13 protein-coding genes are annotated in these 13,095 nt (G+C 73.7%); 8 read left to right on the top strand and 5 right to left on the bottom strand.

Annotated elements, in window-relative coordinates:
- Positions 1–126: 126 nt before the first annotated feature.
- Positions 127–1,791, bottom strand: coding sequence for an FUSC family protein (locus tag C1703_RS03640; RefSeq protein WP_114250513.1), 1,665 nt, complete (start codon positions 1,789–1,791; stop codon positions 127–129).
- Positions 1,792–1,940: 149 nt separating this feature from the next.
- On the opposite strand from C1703_RS03640, the gene C1703_RS03645 reads away from it, so the two are divergent.
- From C1703_RS03645 to C1703_RS03665, 5 genes are all read left to right on the top strand, one after another.
- Positions 1,941–2,501, top strand: a complete 561-nt coding sequence (locus C1703_RS03645; protein WP_114250514.1) for a DUF5134 domain-containing protein — start codon at positions 1,941–1,943, stop codon at positions 2,499–2,501.
- Between the two features lie 96 nt (positions 2,502–2,597).
- Positions 2,598–3,533, top strand: coding sequence for a M56 family metallopeptidase (locus tag C1703_RS03650; RefSeq protein WP_114250515.1), 936 nt, complete (start codon positions 2,598–2,600; stop codon positions 3,531–3,533).
- 113 nt (positions 3,534–3,646) lie between these two features.
- Positions 3,647–4,315 (top strand): phosphatase PAP2 family protein, encoded by a 669-nt coding sequence (locus C1703_RS03655; RefSeq protein WP_114250516.1) that lies wholly within the window; start codon positions 3,647–3,649, stop codon positions 4,313–4,315.
- A gap of 41 nt (positions 4,316–4,356) precedes the next feature.
- The gene (locus C1703_RS03660; RefSeq protein WP_114250517.1) at positions 4,357–5,046 is read left to right on the top strand and encodes an HAD family hydrolase; all 690 of its coding nucleotides are present in this window, start codon (positions 4,357–4,359) and stop codon (positions 5,044–5,046) included.
- Positions 5,047–5,233: 187 nt separating this feature from the next.
- Entirely contained in the window at positions 5,234–5,929 is a 696-nt protein-coding gene (locus C1703_RS03665; protein ID WP_114250518.1) for a TetR/AcrR family transcriptional regulator, read from the top strand.
- A gap of 15 nt (positions 5,930–5,944) precedes the next feature.
- Here C1703_RS03665 and C1703_RS03670 read toward each other — a convergent pair whose 3' ends face one another.
- Entirely contained in the window at positions 5,945–6,433 is a 489-nt protein-coding gene (locus tag C1703_RS03670; RefSeq protein ID WP_114250519.1) for a DUF6214 family protein, read from the bottom strand.
- 210 nt (positions 6,434–6,643) lie between these two features.
- Here C1703_RS03670 and C1703_RS03675 point away from each other — a divergent pair, with 210 nt between their 5' ends.
- The gene (locus tag C1703_RS03675) at positions 6,644–7,978 is read left to right on the top strand and encodes an FAD-dependent oxidoreductase (RefSeq protein WP_114250520.1); all 1,335 of its coding nucleotides are present in this window, start codon (positions 6,644–6,646) and stop codon (positions 7,976–7,978) included.
- Here the strand turns inward: C1703_RS03675 and C1703_RS03680 are convergent.
- On the bottom strand, positions 7,932–8,318 hold the full coding sequence (locus C1703_RS03680; RefSeq protein ID WP_114250521.1) for a helix-turn-helix domain-containing protein: 387 nt from the start codon (positions 8,316–8,318) through the stop codon (positions 7,932–7,934). The genes C1703_RS03675 and C1703_RS03680 overlap by 47 nt on opposite strands.
- 119 nt (positions 8,319–8,437) lie before the next feature.
- Between C1703_RS03680 and C1703_RS03685 the strand changes: the two genes are divergently transcribed.
- Positions 8,438–9,517, top strand: coding sequence for an NADH:flavin oxidoreductase/NADH oxidase (locus C1703_RS03685; protein ID WP_114257274.1), 1,080 nt, complete (start codon positions 8,438–8,440; stop codon positions 9,515–9,517).
- 22 nt (positions 9,518–9,539) lie between these two features.
- Here C1703_RS03685 and C1703_RS03690 read toward each other — a convergent pair whose 3' ends face one another.
- Both C1703_RS03690 and C1703_RS03695 read right to left on the bottom strand, forming a co-directional pair.
- Positions 9,540–10,811, bottom strand: a complete 1,272-nt coding sequence (locus C1703_RS03690) for a PHB depolymerase family esterase (RefSeq protein ID WP_114250522.1) — start codon at positions 10,809–10,811, stop codon at positions 9,540–9,542.
- 97 nt (positions 10,812–10,908) lie between these two features.
- Positions 10,909–11,775: a non-reducing end alpha-L-arabinofuranosidase family hydrolase gene (locus tag C1703_RS03695; protein ID WP_232840400.1), complete on the bottom strand. Its 867-nt coding sequence runs from the start codon at positions 11,773–11,775 to the stop codon at positions 10,909–10,911.
- 287 nt (positions 11,776–12,062) lie between these two features.
- Here C1703_RS03695 and C1703_RS03700 point away from each other — a divergent pair, with 287 nt between their 5' ends.
- The gene (locus C1703_RS03700) at positions 12,063–13,043 is read left to right on the top strand and encodes a polysaccharide lyase family 1 protein (protein WP_114250523.1); all 981 of its coding nucleotides are present in this window, start codon (positions 12,063–12,065) and stop codon (positions 13,041–13,043) included.
- Positions 13,044–13,095 lie beyond the last annotated feature (52 nt).

Here is a 13,095-nt window from a genome sequence, read left to right on the forward strand (position 1 = left end):
CAGCGGTGGCGTCCGGCTCGCCCGCACGCCCACCAGCGGTCGGGGCTGGTTCGGGTTCCGCTCCGGTGCCCTGGTGCGGGCCGGGCTCCGGGCCGGTGCCCGTGGGCGAGGGTCCTTGCGTCGGCGTCATGGCCGTGCGTCCTCCGTCTCTGTGGCGGTGTCCTGGTCCGGGAGCAGCCCCTGGCGTCGTGCCGTCGCGGCGAGCGTACGGTGTCCGGACTGCTCGGTGAGCACGACCCGCTCCTGGGGCAGGGCGCGCCGCCACCACTCGCCGGCCGCCGCGTCGGCGGCGGTCCGCAGATCGGCCAGGGCGGCGGCGAGGCCGCGGCGGGCCGATTCCAGTGCGGCGGGGTCGGGGTCCGGCTCGGCCAGGAGGCGGGCGGCGTGTCCGCGGGCGCGGCCGGCGGCCGTCAGCGCGTGTTCCACGCGGTCGCCCGCGCGCCGGTTGGTGATCGCCACGGCGGCGCCGAAGCCGACCAGGGCGCCCACGACGGTGTCCGCGACCCGCTCGGTCATCAGCTCGCCGGTCGCGCGGTACCCGGCGAACTCGGTGATGAGCAGGGCCATGGGGGTCACGCAGACGCTGCCCAGCCAGTAGTTGCGGCTGATCAGCAGCTCGGCACCGAAGCTGAACGCGAGGCAGCACAGCACGAGCGCCGCCTGCCCCAGGTGGGCGAGCGGTGCGACGGCCGCGAAGACGAGCACCCCGACGACGTTGCCGACGACGCGCTGCACGGCCCGGCTCCAGGTGAGGGTGATGTTGGCCTGGTAGAGCGAGGCGGCGGTGACCAGGGCCCAGTAGGGGCGTCCGATGCCGAGGGCGAGGGAGGCGTAGCCGGCGAGCGCGCAGCCGAGCGCGGTGCGCGCCGCGAGCGGGGTCAGCGGGCCCAGCCGCGCCCAGCGGGGCCGGGCCGTGTCCACTCCGAGCAGTTCGTCGGCCGCCGCCGGCGGGAGACAGGCCTGCGGTACGGGTCCGGTGCCGCGCAGCGCGCGTGCCCACCCGCGCAGCCGCCCGGCGTCCGCCTGCTCCGGTGCGGCGAGGGCGACCTCGGCCCGGACGACCAGCCGTTCGAGGGCGTGCCGGGTCCTGGAGGGGGCGCCGGTGGCCAGGAGCGACTGCCAGGCGGCGTGCACCGCGGCGTATCCGGTGGCGCGCGCCGGGGCGTGGCCCTCCCCCGTGCCGCCCGTGTCGGCGTACGCGGCGGCGGCCTTCAGGGCGGTGGCGGTGGCACGGCGTTCCGGGCCGTGCGGGCGGAGCAGTGCGGGCGCCATGCAGACCAGCCAGGCCCAGGCCCCGGTGGCGGCCGCCAGCGCCAGATGGCCGGGGACCTGGTCGAGGGTCTGCGGCGCGAACAGCGAGGCGGAGCTGACGAAGGTGAGGACGACGTTGCCCGGCGGGCCGGTGCGCGTGGCGTCGCACAGCGCCTTCTGGGCGGCGGCCAGCAGGGCACCGACCGTGACCAGCGCGACGGCGCTGCCGGTCAGGGAGGCCGTGACCAGGGCGACGGCGAGCCCGCCGAGCATGCCGAGCACCACCCACATCAGGGCCCCGGCCCGGGCGGCGTACGGGCGGTTGTGGGCGTACAGGGCGCACAGGGACCCGGCCATCGCGTACATCGCCAGGTCGAGCCGGCCGAGCGCCAGGAGCGTGAGGCTGGGCGGGGCCATGGCCGCGACGACGCTCAGCGCGGGCTTGAACCAGATGTCCGAGGGGCGGCCGACGCGCAGCACGCCCGCCAGCGGGAGACGCGGGGCGGACGGGGCGGCGGGGGTGGGGTGCGCACTGCTCATTCCCACAACCTTAACATGTGTTTTACCTGTAAAACATAACCTCTGAGCTGCCGTGCTCCGGCGAACGCTCCCCGTGTACCTCCGCGCGCTCGCGTGCGCGCCGCATGGCCTGGGCATCGAAAGACCGACTGTCGAGCGGGGAGGTGCGCGTGCACGGACCGGCTTCGTCCGGCTGGCTGCTGGTGGCGCTCTGCGCGATGACCGGCACCTACTGCCTGATGCGGATGCGCGGCGGCGCCGCCGCGGAACAGCGGCGCGCCGCGGGCGGCGAGGCGCTGATGGGGTTCGGGATGGCCGCCATGGCGGTGCCGGCGGCGGTGTTCACTCCGCCGCCGTGGGCCTGGCCCGCCTACGCGGCCGTGTTCGCAGCGGCGGCGCTGCCGGCGCTGTGGGCGGCACGGACCGGTGCGCACCACCTCCACCACCTGGTGGGGGCCGCCGCGATGGTCTACATGTCCGTCGTCATGGCCGGCTCCCCCGGGCACGCGCACGGCGGGGGCGGGTCGGGCATCCCGCTCCTGACCGGGGCGCTGCTGCTCTACTTCGCCGGGTACGTGCTGCTGGCCGGTGTCCGCCTGGTGCCCGTGGCAGCCGTGGCCGGGCAGAGCGCCGGCGGCGGATTCACCGGGTGGGGGGACCGGCCGGAGCTGACGCTGGCGTGCCGGCTCTCCATGGGGATCGCGATGGTGGCGATGCTGCTGACGTTGTGAGCGGGAGCGGTTCACGGCGTACGGATCCGTTGCCTGCGTCACTTCGGCGGCACAAGTCGTACCCGTGAGCGGCCCCGCGCTCATAAGCTGCCCTGCATGATGCTCCCCGCGGCGCTGTTGCTGCTCGGCGCCCTGACCGCCGTGGTCGGTCCCCGGCTGCTCGCCCGGGCGGACTGGCCGGACCGTGAGCCGGTGGTGGCGCTGTGGATGTGGCAGTGCGTGGTGGCGGCCGTACTGGTGTGCTGCGCGCTGTCGATGACGCTCAGCGCGGCGGCGGCCTGGCACGCGGTCGGCGGGCACGTCTTCGCGACGGCACCCGGCTCGGTCGTGGAGGCCTACGCCCTCGGCACCGCGGGTCCGTGGGCGGCGACCACCGCGGTCGTGCTGGCCTGCGGCGGGTTGTGGAGCGCGGCGATGCTCGTCCGCGAGGTCGGCCGGGCGCGCGCCCGGCGTCGCCGCCGGCGTGCCGACCTGCTGGTCCGGGCCCCGCTGCTGCCGGGTGAGGTGGCCGTGTCCGGCCGGCTCGTCGTGCTGGAGAGCGAGCAGCCGGACGCCTGGTGGCAGCCCGGCACCCCGCCGCAACTGGTCGTCACGACGGCCGCGCTGCGCCGGCTGAAGGGCCGGCAGCTGGACGCCGTGCTCGCGCACGAGCAGGGACACGCGCGGGCCCGCCACGACTGGCTGCTGAACTGCTCGTCCGCGCTGGCGGGCGGCTTCCCGCAGGTGCCGGTGTTCGCCGCGTTCCGTGACGAGATGCACCGGCTGGTCGAACTCGCCGCGGACGACACGGCCTCCCGCCGCTTCGGCCGCCTGACCACGGCCCTGGCCCTGGTCGAACTGAACGAGCACCGGGGCGTGTTCGGCCCCTGCCCGACGCCGCAAGCCCATGTCCCGGCGCGGGTGCACCGGTTGCTCACTCCCCCGGACCGGCTGACCGCGGCCCGGCGCCTGCGGCTGACGGCGGCGGCCGCGCTGGTGCCGGTGGTGCCCGTGCTGGTGGCGTTCGTACCGGGGCTGCGGGCGCTGGGGTAGCGGGGCGTCCGGGCCGGTTTCGGTGGACGCGGCATGGCCGAAGCGTGTCGTCCCGGTAGCGGAAGCTCGTCCCTTACTGGATCCGGACCCCCCGGTTCGGCGAGGATCGCTGTATGCACACCTCGTCCGTCGACTCCCCGCCCCGCCAGGAACACCGCACCACCGCCGGTCTCGCCGGTGTCCTGGCCCTGTGCTCGGCTCTGCTGCTGGTCCTCGTCGCGGCGAGATGGAGCCCGTTGATCAACGCGGACGGGGAGATCGCCGCCACCACCCACCGCTGGGCCGTGGACGAGAGCGGCATCACCCAGGCGTGCCGCATCCTGACGGACTGGGTGTGGGATCCGTGGACGATGCGCCTGCTGTGCGCGGGGGTCGTCGTGTGGCTGGTGGTGCGGCTCGCGGCGCGCTGGACGGCGGTGTGGCTGGCGGCGTCCGTGGCTCTGGGCACGCTGCTGCAGCAGGGCCTCAAGGCCGCGGTGGACCGCCCCCGCCCGGTGTGGCCCGACCCCGTCGACTCGGCCCACTACGCGGCGTTCCCGTCGGGCCACGCCATGACCGCCACGGTCGTCTGCGGCCTCCTGCTGTGGCTCCTGCACCGGCACGGCGTCGGCCCCTCCGTGTGGCGCGCGGCCGTGGCCGTGGCGGTGGTCTCCGTGGTCGGCGTCGGGCTGACCCGCGTCTGGCTGGGCGTCCACTGGCCGTCGGACGTGGTGGGCGGCTGGCTGCTGGGCGCGACGGTGGTGGCCGTGGCGGTGTGGGTGCACCGGCTCCGACAGCCGTGAACCCGCCCCCGGCGCCGGCCGCGGCCTCTTAGGATCACCCCATGACCGCCGTGCTGTTCGACTTCTCCGGAACCCTCTTCCGTGTCGAGTCCACCGACTCCTGGCTGCGCGGCGTTCTCGCCGGGGCCGGAATCCGGCTCGACGAGCCGGAGTTGACCGCCGCGGCCCGGGCACTGGAGGCGGCCGGGGCACTGCCGGGCGGCAGCGCCCCCGAGCGGATTCCGGACGAACTGGCCGACGCCTGGCCGATCCGGGACCGGAGCGCCGCCCTGCACCGGGCCGCCTACACGGGCCTGTCCCGCCAGGTCCCGCTGCCCGACCCGGCGTTGCACGACGCGCTGTACGACCGCCATATGACGCCGGAGGCCTGGGCCCCGTACCCGGACGCCGTCGAGGTGCTCCGCACGCTGCGGGAACGGGGCATCCCCGTGGGCGTGGTCAGCAACATCGGCTGGGATCTGCGGCCGGTCTTCCGGGCGCACGGCCTGGACCCGTACATCGACGTGTACGTCCTGTCGTACGAGCACGGCATCCAGAAGCCGGACCCGCGGCTGTTCGCCACCGCCTGCGAGGCGCTCGGCGCCGATCCGCGCCGGACGCTCATGGTCGGCGACGACCGCAGGGCCGACGGCGGCGCCGGCGCCCTCGGGTGCGGGGTGCACTTCGTGGACCATCTGCCGGTGGCCGACCGGCCGGACGGGCTGCGGCCGGTCTTGGACCTGGTGGGCTGAGAAGCGCCCGCCGACGCGGCACAGCCGCTGTAGGGCCGGCCGGGGCCGGAATGCCGGCTGCGCGCCCGCCTCGGACGATCCCCCGCGTCGCCCGAGGCAGACGGCATCACCGATCCGGACCACAGGGGCCCGGGCCGGACGCTCTGAGTATAGTTGGCTGGCAGCCAGTCAACGCAGGAGTTACAGCATGTCCCCGCGCAGCGCCTCGGTCAATGAAGAGTTGCGGAGACGTTCGAAGGAGCGGCTTCTGCAGGCGGCGGTCGAGCTGGTCGGCGAGCGCGGGTTCGAGGCGACGACGCTCGGCGACATCGCCGACCGGGCGGGCTCGGCGCGGGGCCTGGTCTCGTACTACTTCCCGGGCAAGCGCCAGCTCGTGCAGTCCGCCGTGCACCGGCTGATGCACCGCACGCTGGAGGAGGCGCTGGAGCGGGAGCCGCGCACCGAGGACGGCCGGGAGCGGATGGCGCGGGCCATCGACGCGATCCTGGGCCTGGCCCGGGACCGGCCCGTGCTGATGCGCCAGCACATGGCCGGGCTGCTGCAGGCGGAGGGCTTCCTGCCCTGCCCGGAGCAGCGGCGCCTGGCCGAGCTGCTGCGGGACACCGTCGCCCGGCACGGCTCGCGGGACGTCGACGCCGACTACCCGATGCTGCGCGCCCTGCTGATGGGCGCCGTGTACGCGGCCCTGGTGCCGGGGGTGCCGATGCCGGTTCCGGTGCTGCGGGCCGAGTTGTTCAAGCGCTACCGGCTCGACTGGGAGCTGGGCGTCCCGCCGGAGGCCGAGACGCCCGGCGGGAAGGGTGACGCGGATCTGTCGCGGTTCTTCGCGACGGGCGGGCCGGCCGGCACCGCGCCGGGGCGTGAGCCCGAGGTCCGGCCGTGACACCGCCCGGCGCGCTCACCGCCGGGCGCGGCGCGGTGTCAGCAGGCCCGCGTCCCGGGCCTGGCCGATCAGCCTGAGCGACGTGCGGCGGCTGTGCCCGGTCGCGCACATCACGGCGAGGACCGGGTCGGCGCCCTCCCGCTGCGCCGCGCGGTACTCCTGCGCCACCAGCCACCGCCCCTCCACGCCCGTCGGCCAGACCGGCCGGGCGCGGCGCCCCTGGCCCCCGCGGCCCTCCGGCACCTGCCCCTCGCGGCCCTCCGGGAGCGGCCCGGCAGCGGTGGCGCACGCCTCGGCCAGGGAGTCCTCGAGCCAGTCGGCGAGCACGGCCAGGTCGTCGAGGGACAGCGCGGGCTGGGCCCGGACCTCCTCGACGCAGACGCATCCCCCGGTCACGACGGCCAGGGCGTCGACGCGGGCGCCGTCCGTGAAGGCCAGCCGGACGTCGAACCACCGCGTGGCGTCGTCGTTCTCCCGCACCTCCCACGCGGGCCGCACGGTCACCGCGCCGTCCGCCGGAGAGCGATCAGAAAGATTCAGAAAGGATGCTGCCAGCACACACGGAACGAAACCGCATGATCACATTCCCTATAGATCGGACACGCTCCCCGGGCGGAGCACAGCACCCTGTCAGCGGAGCCCGGCCGGTGCGATGCTGGAGGCGTCAGCACTCTCCTGAGATCCCTCGGGATCCCCCGGGTAAGGAGTTCCGCCGTGCTGCGAGTCGCCGTCGTAGGCTCCGGGCCGAGCGGGTGCTACACCGCCCAGAGCCTCGTCCAGCAGGACTCCGAGGTGTGCGTCGACGTACTGGACCGGCTGCCGTGCCCGTACGGCCTGGTCCGCTACGGCGTGGCACCGGACCACGAGAAGATCAAGTCGCTGCAGAACAACCTGCGGGCGGTCCTGGAGCACGACAGGATCCGGTTCCTCGGGGGCGTCCAGGTGGGCCCCGGCGGGGTGCCGGTCGCGCGGCTGCGGGAGCTGTACCACGCGGTGGTGTACTGCGTGGGCGCCGCCACGGACCGGCATCTCGGCGTTCCCGGGGAGGACCTGCCGGGCAGCTGGTCGGCGACGCAGTTCGTGGCCTGGTACAGCGCCCACCCGGACGCCGTGGACGACGGGTTCCTGCGCAACGCCCGGTCGGCCGTGGTCATCGGCGTGGGGAACGTGGCCGTGGACGTCACCCGGATGCTGGCGCGCGGACTGGCCGAGCTGACCCCGACCGACATGCCGCAGGCGGCCCTGACCGCGCTGGCGGCGAGCCGGGTCTCCGAGATCCACATGGTGGGCCGGCGCGGCCCCTCCCAGGCCCGCTTCACCACCAAGGAACTGCGCGAGCTGGGCACCCTGCCGGAGACCGACGTGGCCGTGGACCCGGCGGAGCTGGCGCTGGATCCCGGGTACACGGACCCGTCCGCGCTGCCCGCCCCGCAGCGGCGCAACGTGGAGGTGCTGCGCGGCTGGGCCGAGGCGCCCCCGAAAGGCGCCCCGCGCCGCATCCGGCTCCGGTTCTTCCTGCGCCCCGTCGAACTGCTCGCCGACCAGGGCCACGTGGGCGCGGTGCGCTTCGAGCGGACGGCACCGGACGGGCACGGCGGCGTGACGGGCACGGGCCGGTACGAGGACCTCGAAGCCCAGCTGGTGCTGCGCTCGGTGGGCTACCGCGGAGTCCCTCTGGAGGGCCTCCCCTTCGACACCGCCACCGGCACGGTCCCGAACCTGTCCGGCCGCGTCCTGCGCGAGGGCGTCGTCACCCCCGGCGAGTACGTGGCGGGCTGGATCAAGCGCGGCCCGACCGGCGTCATCGGCACGAACCGCCCCTGCGCGAAGGAGACGGCGACGTCCCTCCTGGAGGACGCCCCCGCGCTCGCCCTGCGGACGGTCCCCGACGATCCCCTCCCCGCCCTGCGCGCGGAGGGCGCCGACCCGGTCGAGTGGGCGGGCTGGCAGTCGATCGAGCGCGCGGAGGCGGAACTGGGAGCGTCCCTGGGACGCGGTGTGGTCAAACTCCCCGACTGGCAGTCGCTGTTGGACGCGGCGCGCTCCTGACCCGGCCGTCCTGCCGGGCCGCCGAGTCGAGAAGCGCGCTCAGAAGACCGGGGAAGAGATCGTCCAGGTCGTCCCGGCGCAGCCAGTTCATCTTCGCCGTCCCCCGGTACACCTGCCGGATCACCCCGCTCTCCCGCAGCACCCGGAAATGGTGCGTGGTGGTCGACTTGGTGACCGGCAGTACGAAGTCCGAGCAGGACAACTCGCCGCTCGCCGCGGCGAGTTCGCGCACGATCCGCAGCCGCATCGGGTCGGACAGCGCGTGCAGCACCTCCTCCAGCCGGATCTCCTCGCGCTCGGGATGCGGCAGGGCACGGCTGCTGACGGCGGGCGAGGTCACGGCGGCTCCACTTCCTTCGGGGATCCCCATAGTACGAGAACCATCGTAGTTTGACATCCACCGTACTACGATGCCTATCGTACGAGTCGACATCGACCCCGTGACGAATGGAGTCCGCCGTGACCGCGCTGTTCGAGCCCTGCACCCTGCGCGACGTGACGATCCCGAACCGCGTGTGGATGCCCCCGATGTGCCAGTACTCGGCGGCTCCTCAGGGCCCGGAGACGGGCGCCCCGAACGACTGGCACTTCGCGCACTACGCGGCCCGTGCGACCGGCGGCACGGGCCTGATCATCGTCGAGGCCACCGCGGTCTCCCCGGAGGGCCGCATCTCTCCGTACGACCTCGGCATCTGGAACGACACGCAGGTGGAGGCGTTCCGCCGCATCACGCGCTTTCTCGCCGCACAGGGCACGGTTCCGGCCATCCAGCTCGCCCACGCCGGCCGCAAGGCGTCGACGGACCGCCCCTGGAAGGGCGGCGCGCCGGTCGGCCCGGACGCGTACGGGTGGGACTCCGTCGCGCCGAGCCCGATCGCGTTCGACGACCGGCACCCGGCCCCGGCGGAGCTGACCGCCGATCAGATCAGGGAGATTGTCGAACAGTTCGCGGCCGCGGCCCGCCGCGCGCTCGCCGCCGGCTTCGAGATCGCCGAGATCCACGGCGCCCACGGCTACCTGATCAACGAATTCCTCTCCCCGCACTCCAACCACCGGACCGACGCCTACGGCGGCTCGTACGAGAACCGCACCCGGTTCGCGCTCGAGGTCGTCGACGCCGTACGGGCCGTGTGGCCGGACGACAAGCCGCTGTTCTTCCGCGTCTCGGCGACCGACTGGCTCGACGAGGGCGGCTGGACCCCGGACGACACCGTCCGCCTCGCCGCCGACCTGCGGGCCCACGGCGTCGACCTGCTCGACGTCTCCACCGGCGGCAACGCCTCCGGTGTCCGCATCCCCACCGGCCCCGGCTACCAGGTGCCCTTCGCCGCCCGGGTGAAGAGCGAGACGGGCCTGCCGGTCGCCGCGGTCGGCCTGATCACCGAGGCCGAGCAGGCCGCGAAGATCCTGGCCAACGGCGAGGCGGACGCGGTCCTGCTCGGCCGTGAGCTGCTGCGCAACCCGTCGTGGGCCCGGCTGGCGGCGCGGGAACTCGGCGGTGAGGTGCGGGTGCCGGACCAGTACCACCGTTCGGTCTGATCCGGCACCCGGAGCCGGTCCGTCAACCGGCCGCGCACGCCGTGCCGTTGAGCGTGAACGCGGCCGGAGCGGCACTGTTGCCGCCGTGGTTCGCCTGGTAGCCGATGCTGACGCTCGCACCCGGCGCGATGCTGCCGTTGTAGGACACGTTGGTCGCGGTGACCGCCCCGGTCGACGGCGCGTAGGTGGCGCCCCAGCCGCCCGTGACGGTCTGGCCGGCGGGCAGGGTGAAGCCGAGTTTCCAGCCGTTGACCGCCGTCGTGCCGGTGTTGGTGATGGTCACGGAGGCGGTCAGACCGGTGTTCCAGGCGTTCACCGTGGCCTTCACCCGGCAGGCGCCGGGCTGCGGCTGGGGTGCCGGGCCCGAGCGGTCCAGGCCGAAGAAGGTGAGCACGCGGGAGGCCATGCCCTGGGCGTACAGGTTGTGGCCGACGCCCTGGAGGCTGATCGCCTCGACGGGGGCCCGGTCGCCCGTGCCGCCGTAGCGGGTGCGGTTCCAGCCGGGCTGGGGGGTGTCGGAGGCGGCCGGGGTCTGGCTCACGCCCTGCACGTTCGTCCACTGCTTGATCTGCTCCCCGAAGTTCGGGTAGCGCAGGGCGTCGTCCTCGGTGCCGTGCCAGATCTGCATCCGCGGGCGGGGGCCGGTGTAGCCGGGGTACGCGCCCCGGACCAGGTCGCCCCACTGCGCGGGGGTGCGCGTCACCGTGCCGCCCGAGCAGGCGCTGTTCCACTCGGAGCCGTCGGTGGTGGCGAAGCAGCCGAACGGGACGCCGGAGAAGGCGGCGCCCGCGGCGAACACGTCCGGGTAGTCGCCGAGGAGGACGTTCGTCATCATCGCGCCGGAGGAGATGCCCGTCGCGAACACCCGGCCCTTGTCGGCGTCGTAGGTGCGGGTGACCCAGTCGATCATCGACTTGATGCCGACGGGGTCGCTGCCGCCGTCGCGGCGCAGGGCCTGGGGCGAGGAGACGTCGAAGCACTTGCTGCTGCGCGTGACGGACGGGTAGAGCACGATGAACCCGTACCGGTCGGCCAGCGAGTCGTATTCGGTGCCGTTGTACATGTCGGGGCCCGAGCCGGTGCACCAGTGCACGGCGACCACGACCGCCGGGTTCGGGGTGACGCTCTCCGGGACGTACAGGTACATCCGCAGGTTGCTGGGGTTGGTGCCGAAGCCCGTGACCTCGGTGAGGGTCGCGGCGGGCACGGCCCTCTCCCGGGCGGAGGCGGCGGGCGCGGTGAGCGCCGTGGCCGCGAGCAGGGGCAGCAGCGCGGCGAGGAGCGCGAGGAGCATCGACCGCAGGGGTCTCCTCGCCGTGGAGCGGGGGGTGGCAGGCACGTCCGGGTCCCTTCCGTTGTGAGGCGCGGCTCGCAGGACGTCGCGCGGCCGTTCAGCAGGTGGGGTTCGTCCGGGTCAGCAGGGCCGGCCGCCAGGGCAGCCGGCCGTACGCGCCGCCCGCGGCGGGGTCCATGCCCTGGCAGGGGAACCGGAGGCGGCGGGGGTCGATCGTGAGGGTCTGGCCGGCGCCGGTCCGGGTCATCTCGCCGTGGCCGCGGTCGGGTTCGGACAGCACGACGGCGGTGTCGCGGAAGCCGTTCGGGAACTCGGCGAGCGTGGTGCGTGAGGTGTACTGGTGGCCGTTGCCGTCGGAGAAGAACAGGTAGCGGTCCGTCCGGTCGCAGATCGTCCAGAAGTCCAGCCAGGCGCCGTCGCCCTTGTCCTCGGTGACGATCGGCGGCTCGCCGTCGAAGAGGTTCCGCGGCGCGCTCCAACCGCGCGGGTCCGAGGGGTCCTGGCTGGTGGAGCAGGACGGCGGGCCGATGTCCGGGGCTGTGTCGAGGAACGTCTGCGGGGCCGGGGCGGCGTCGGGCCACCGGGCGAAGCTGGTGTGTCCGAGGCTCCAGCGTCCCGCGGTGTCGGCGGTGGTGAGTAGACGTGCCAGCGGTTCCGGTACCGGAACGCCGTCGGGTCCTTGACCGAGAGGATCGGATGGGCGGCGTCCGGCCGGGGACCGATCAGCGGGCCGCTCGACGACCAGGTGAACGACCCGGGCAGGGGGCCCTCGCGGCCGGGCCGCGGTGTGCCCGCGGCGGCCGGTCCCGGTGACAGGGGCGGGGCAGCGACGGCCACCAGCGTGAACACCAGCCCGTCGGCGAACGTACGCATACGCGGAGTTCTCATGACCCGCCCTCTCATGAAGGGGAAGCGCCCGCTCGGCATGGTGACATGGACATGGCCCACATGGAAGCGCTCCCACAGCACTCGCCCCCGGACCTGGACCGGCCGAATGTGTTCTGCGCGAGGCGTTGACTAGAAAGCGCTTGCCGCCTACGTTCCGTTCAGCAGTGTGACCCAGAAGCGTCATCGCGCCGCCACGCGAAGACGCCCGTCGAAGGCTGCCGACCCAGGGGAAGTGCACCCCCAGGGCATGGCACGACCTCCGGCTCGGTCACAGGCAGCACGCGCGGTGAACACCATGGCGAACAGAGTTCATGTACATGATCTGCCGGGCATCATCACGCACCACGAAGGGACGCACCCCACATGCGTACTCGCCCCCCACGCACACACACCCAGAGATCCACCCTGGCGCTCGCCGCCGCCTCCGCCCTGGCGACCGTGGCGGTCCTGGCCGTTCCCCAGCCGGCCGGGGCCGCCGAGAGCTCGCCGGTCGGGTTCGGCGCCGGGACGACCGGCGGCGGCAGCGCCTCGGCGGTCACCGTCTCCTCGCTGAGCGCCTTCAAGTCCGCGGTGACCGGCAACGCGGCCAAGGTCGTGCGGGTCAACGGCCTGATCTCGCTGAGCGGTCAGGTCGACATCGGCTCCAACACCACGGTGCTGGGCGTCGGTTCGGCCTCCGGCTTCACGGGCGGCGGGCTGCGGCTGAAGAAGGTCACCAACGTCGTCATCCGCAACCTGAACATCAGCAAGCCGGTCGCGCCCGCCGACGGCATCACCGTCGAGGCGTCCAGCAAGGTCTGGATCGACCACAACTCCTTCTCGGCCGACCGCGATCACGACAAGGACCACTACGACGGCCTGCTGGACATCAACCACGGCGCGGACAACGTCACGGTGTCCTGGAACACCTTCAAGAACCACTTCAAGGGCTCGCTCGTCGGCCACAGCGACAACAACGCGAGCGAGGACACGGGCCGTCTGAAGGTGACGTACCACCACAACCACTTCGCCAACGTCTACTCGCGCATCCCCAGCCTGCGCTTCGGCACCGGGCACTTCTACAACAACTACGTCGAGGGCGCCGACACCGCCTGCCACTCGCGCATGGGCGCCCAGATGCTGGTCGAGAACAACGTCTTCCGCTCGACGAAGGTCGCGGTCACCACGAACCGCAGCAGCGACGTCGACGGATACGCCAACCTGCGCGGCAACGATCTCGGCGGAGCCGCGACCGAGATCTCGCGGGTCGGCAGCTTCACCAACCCGCCCTACGGCTACTCGGCCGAACCCGCCTCCTCCGTCGCCGCCTCGGTGACGTCGGGTGCGGGCGCCGGGAAGCTCTGACACCTCCCATCGCTCGATCTGACACCCCCCATCGCTCGAACGGACAGAAGGA

Origin of the sequence: Streptomyces sp. Go-475 (genome assembly GCF_003330845.1) — a bacterium.
Taxonomy (GTDB): Bacteria; Actinomycetota; Actinomycetes; order Streptomycetales; family Streptomycetaceae; genus Streptomyces.

Bases quoted from the DNA above. Each gene is read 5' to 3' on its own strand.
- C1703_RS03700 (WP_114250523.1), top strand. From the start codon at position 12,063: ATGCGTACTCGCCCCCCACGCACACACACCCAGAGATCCACCCTGGCG.
- C1703_RS03655 (WP_114250516.1), top strand. From the start codon at position 3,647: ATGCACACCTCGTCCGTCGACTCCCCGCCCCGCCAGGAACACCGCACC.
- C1703_RS03690 (WP_114250522.1), bottom strand. From the start codon at position 10,811: ATGCTCCTCGCGCTCCTCGCCGCGCTGCTGCCCCTGCTCGCGGCCACG.
- C1703_RS03650 (WP_114250515.1), top strand. From the start codon at position 2,598: ATGATGCTCCCCGCGGCGCTGTTGCTGCTCGGCGCCCTGACCGCCGTG.
- C1703_RS03640 (WP_114250513.1), bottom strand. From the start codon at position 1,791: ATGAGCAGTGCGCACCCCACCCCCGCCGCCCCGTCCGCCCCGCGTCTC.
- C1703_RS03660 (WP_114250517.1), top strand. From the start codon at position 4,357: ATGACCGCCGTGCTGTTCGACTTCTCCGGAACCCTCTTCCGTGTCGAG.
- C1703_RS03665 (WP_114250518.1), top strand. From the start codon at position 5,234: ATGTCCCCGCGCAGCGCCTCGGTCAATGAAGAGTTGCGGAGACGTTCG.